Annotated in this window: 1 pseudogene; it reads left to right on the top strand. The window is 68.8% G+C overall.

Features of this window, described 5'->3' with window-relative positions:
* Positions 1-44 precede the first annotated feature (44 nt).
* Positions 45-4,596: pseudogene (locus tag DQ392_RS31845) on the top strand (SDR family NAD(P)-dependent oxidoreductase); the annotation flags it as partial.

The raw sequence follows: 4,596 nt of genomic DNA, 5'->3' as shown, positions 1-4,596 counted from the left end.
GGGCTCGGCGGTTGCGGGTCAGCCATGCGTTCCACTCGCCGTTGATGGATCCGATGTTGGAGGAGTTCGCGGCTGTGGCCGCGACGCTCAGTTATCACGAGCCTGTGTTGCCTATCGTCTCCACTGTCACGGGGCAGTTGGTTGTCGAGGGGCAGCTCACCGACCCGGGTTACTGGGTCGATCAGGTGCGCCGGGCTGTGCGGTTCGCCGATGGTGTCACCGCCGCGGACGCGTCGGTCTTCGTCGAGATCGGGCCTGATGGTGTTTTGGCGGGGCTGGCTCAGCAGAGTCTGGACGAGGCGGCGGTGGTCGTGCCGGCCGTGCGCAAGGACCGCGGCGAGGCCCAGGCGTTCATCGAAGCGCTCGGCCGGCTGCACACCACAGGTGTGCCCGTCGACTGGACCAGCCACTTCGGAGACGTGGCGACACACATCGATCTGCCGACCTACGCCTTCCAGCGCGAACGGTACTGGCTCCAGTCCGGGGCGGCTCGCGGTGACGTGTCGGCCGTCGGGTTGACCACCATCGATCACCCGCTGGTCGGAGCAGTGGTGTCGACCCCCGACACAGGTGGGATGACGATCACCGGGCGGATCTCTCTGGCCACGCATCCGTGGCTGGCCGACCACGAGGTGCTGGGCACCGTGCTGGTACCCGGGACGGGTCTGCTGGAGCTGGCGTTGCAGGCCGGACACGAGGCAGGGCTCCCCGAGGTGCGGGAACTGACACTTCAGGCACCCATGGTGATACCGGACGACAGCGCGTTGCAGCTGCGGATCGCCGTCGGCGACGGGACGCTGACCATCCACAGCCGCGACGAACACGACGTGGCCGGCGCATGGACGCTGCACGCGGAGGGCGTGCTGGCCGCCGACACATCAACTCCTGACGTCGGCCTCACGGAATGGCCGCCGGTTGGTGCTGTGTCTGTTGATGTGTCGGGTGTGTATGAGGGTTTGTTGGGTCGGGGCTATGTGTATGGCCCGGTGTTTCAGGGGTTGCGTGCGGTGTGGGAGCGGGGGGATGAGGTTTTTGCTGAGGTGGAGTTGCCTGAGGACGGGGTTGTTGATGCGGGTCGGTTTGGTTTGCATCCTGCTGTGTTCGACGCGGCGATGCATGCGTTGTTGGTCGTGGGTGGTGGGGACGCGGAGACGGTGTTGCCGTTCGTGTGGTCCGGTGTGCGGTTGCATGCCGCGGGTGCTTCGCGGTTGCGGGTGCGGATTTCGCGGGTGAGTGGTGCGATGGCGTTCGCAGATGCTGCGGGTGCCCCGGTGTTGACGGTGGAGTCGTTGGTGTCGCGGCCGGTGTCGGCGGAGCAGTTGGGTGCCCGGAATGAGGCGTTGTTCCGGGTGGAGTGGGCGCGGTGTGCGGTTGCTGGTGGGTCGTTGGACGGGGTTGTGGCGGTCGGCGCGGTGCCCGGGGTGGAGGGTGTCGCGGAGTGTGCGGACCTTGCTGAGGTGGGGGCGTTGGAGGAGGTTCCTTCGTGGGTGGTGTCGGAGTGCTGCGGTGAAGTGGGTTCGGGAGACGTGGTGGGTGCGGTGCGGCGGTCGGTGGGGGGCGTGTTGGATCTGGTGCAGGAGTTTTTGGGTGGTGTGCGGTTCGCGGAGTCTCGTCTGGTGGTGGTGACGCGGGGTGCTGTCGCGGTGGGGTCGGACGATGAGGTGGTGCCGTCTGTGGCGCCGGTGTGGGGCTTGGTGCGTGCGGCGCAGGCGGAGCATCCGGGGCGGGTCGTGCTGGTGGATGTGGACGGTGGTGTGGAGTCGGGTGCGGTGTTGGCGGGAGTGTTGGCGTCCGGTGAGCCGGAGGTGGCGGTCCGGGCGGGTGAGGTGTTGGTGCCTCGTCTGGTGCGGGCTGAGGTGCCGGCGTCGGTGGATGAGGCTGTGGGTGAGGGCCCGGTGGTGGGCGCGGAGGGAACGGTGTTGGTGACGGGTGGTACGGGTGGTCTGGGTGCGTTGGCGTCGCGCTCTTTGGTGGTTGAGCATGGTGTGCGGCGTCTGGTGTTGGCGAGCCGTCGGGGGATGGAGGCTCCGGGGGCGGGGGAGTTGGTTGCCGAGCTGGAGGGGTTGGGGGCTCGGGTTGAGGTGGTGGCGTGTGATGTGGCGGACCGGGATGCTGTGGAGCGGCTGGTGGGGTCGGTGCCGGCGGAGTTTCCGTTGCGGGGCGTGGTGCATGTGGCGGGGGTGGGGGATGCGGGGTTGGTCGAGTCGCTGACTCGGGAGGGTGTGGAAGGTGTGTTGGGGGCGAAGGTGGATGGGGCGTGGTTCTTGCACGAGGTGACGTGTGAGTTGGATCTGGCGTTCTTTGTGTTGTTCTCGTCGGCGGGTGGGTTGGTGTTGCCGGCGGGCCAGGGTGGGTACGCGGCGGCGAATGTGTTCTTGGACGGGTTGGCGGCTTATCGCCGTGGGCTCGGTTTGGTGGGGACGTCGTTGGCGTTCGGGTTGTGGGAGGCGGATACGGGGTTGACGCGGTTGTTGGATGCGGGGGATATGGAGCGGATGCGTCGTCAGGGGTTGCCGGCGTTGTCTGTTGAGGAGGGGTTGGCGGCGTTCGATGCCGGGCTGACTTCGTCCGAGGCCCTGTTGGTGCCGTTGCGGGTGGATGTTCCGGCGTTGCGTGGCCGGGCGGATGTGCCGGCGCTTCTGCGGGGCCTGGCGCCGCCGCGGGCCCGTCGGGCGGCTCGTGCTGCTGTCGGTGGTGGTGAGGAGTCGGTGTTCGGGCGTCAGCTGTCGGGGCTGGATGCCGGTGAGCGTGCCCGTGTGATGTTGGAGTTGGTGCGGGGGAAGGTGGCGGCTGTTCTTGGGCACACCTCGGCGGTGGCGGTCGAGCCGGAGAGGGCGTTCCAGGACCTGGGCTTCGACTCGCTGACCGCGGTCGAGCTGCGTAACGAGCTGAACGCGGCGACCGGCCTCCGGCTCCCCGCGACGCTGGTGTTCGACTACCCGAATGCCCAGGCCGTTGTCGAGTACCTGGACGAGCAACTCGGTGGCGCGTCGGCATCGGACAGCTCGGTGGTCGCTGTCCGAGCAGTGGACGACGAGCCGATCGCCATCGTGGGCATGGCCTGCCGCTACCCCGGTGGAGTGTCCTCGCCTGACGATTTGTGGCGCCTGGTCGAGGACGAGGTGGACGCGGTCTCCGAGTTTCCGACCGATCGGGGTTGGGATCTTGACCGGCTGTACGACCCGGAGCCGGGAGTGCCGGGTAAGAGCTACACGCGCGCCGGCAGTTTCCTGTATGAGGCCGGCGATTTCGACCCCGGGTTCTTCGGGATCTCTCCCCGTGAGGCTCTGGGGATGGACCCGCAGCAGCGTCTGTTGTTGGAGACGTCGTGGGAGGCGTTCGAGCGTGCTGGTGTCGACCCGCGTTCGCGTCGTGGCAGCCGGACCGGTGTGTTCGCCGGGCTGATGTACCACGACTACGGCCTGGGAATTCCTGGGGCGACGAGTACGGGAAGTCTGCTTTCTGGGCGGGTTTCCTACACGTTCGGGTTCGAGGGCCCCGCGGTGACGGTGGACACGGCGTGCTCGTCGTCGCTGGTTGCCCTGCATCTCGCGGTACAGGCATTGCGTAGCGGTGAGTGTGATCTCGCGCTGGCCGGCGGCGCCACCGTGATGTCGACCCCCGGCACGTTCGTGGAGTTCTCCCGCCAGCGGGGTCTGTCACCCGACGGGCGGTGCAAGGCCTTCGCGTCGTCGGCGGACGGCACCGGCTGGGGCGAGGGCGTGGGTGTTCTGCTGGTGGAGCGGCTTTCGGACGCGCGGCGGAACGGGCACCCGGTCCTTGCCGTGGTGCGGGGCTCTGCCGTCAACCAGGACGGTGCCAGCAACGGCCTGACCGCACCCAACGGCCCCTCCCAGCAGCGGGTCATCCGGCAGGCGCTCGCCAACGCCGCCTTGTCTCCCTCGGACATCGACGCGGTGGAGGCGCACGGCACGGGAACGACGCTGGGCGACCCCATCGAGGCGCAGGCCCTCATCGCCACGTACGGCCAGGACCGGCCCGCCGGCCGGCCGCTGTGGCTGGGCTCGGTCAAGTCGAACTTCGGTCACACGCAAGCGGCCGCCGGTGTGGCGGGTGTGATCAAGATGGTGATGGCGATGCGGCGGGGTGTGCTGCCCCGGAGCCTGCATGTCGATGAGCCGAGCTCGCATGTGGACTGGTCGGCCGGGGCCGTCGAGCTGCTCACCGAAGCACGCCAGTGGACCACCAGCGACCGGCCGCGCAGGGCCGGCATCTCCTCGTTCGGCATCAGTGGCACCAACGCGCACGTGGTCATCGAGGGGGCCGCTGAAGCGCCCGCCGAGACGTCCACCGCAGACGTGCCCGACCTTCCCTTCGTGCCGTGGCTGGTGTCCGGCGCGAGCGCCGAGGCACTGAGCGCGCAGGCCGCGCGCCTGCGCGAGTGGTGCGCCGGTGAGCCCGATCTGGATCCGCGCGCGGTGGGCAGTGCGCTCGTGACCGGGCGGGCGAGTCTCGACCATCGTGCGGTGGTGGTGGGTGCGGGTCGGGTGGAGTTGTTGGCGGGGTTGGAGAAGCTGGCCGGGGGTGAGGTCTGGCCTGGTGTGGTCACGGGTTCGGGTTCCGGCGGGATGGTCG

This window comes from Streptomyces reniochalinae (assembly GCF_003323735.1).
Taxonomy (GTDB): Bacteria; Actinomycetota; Actinomycetes; order Streptomycetales; family Streptomycetaceae; genus Streptomyces; species Streptomyces reniochalinae.
Note: the sequence above shows the minus strand (reverse complement) of the source record. Positions and strands in the feature narration are given on the sequence as shown.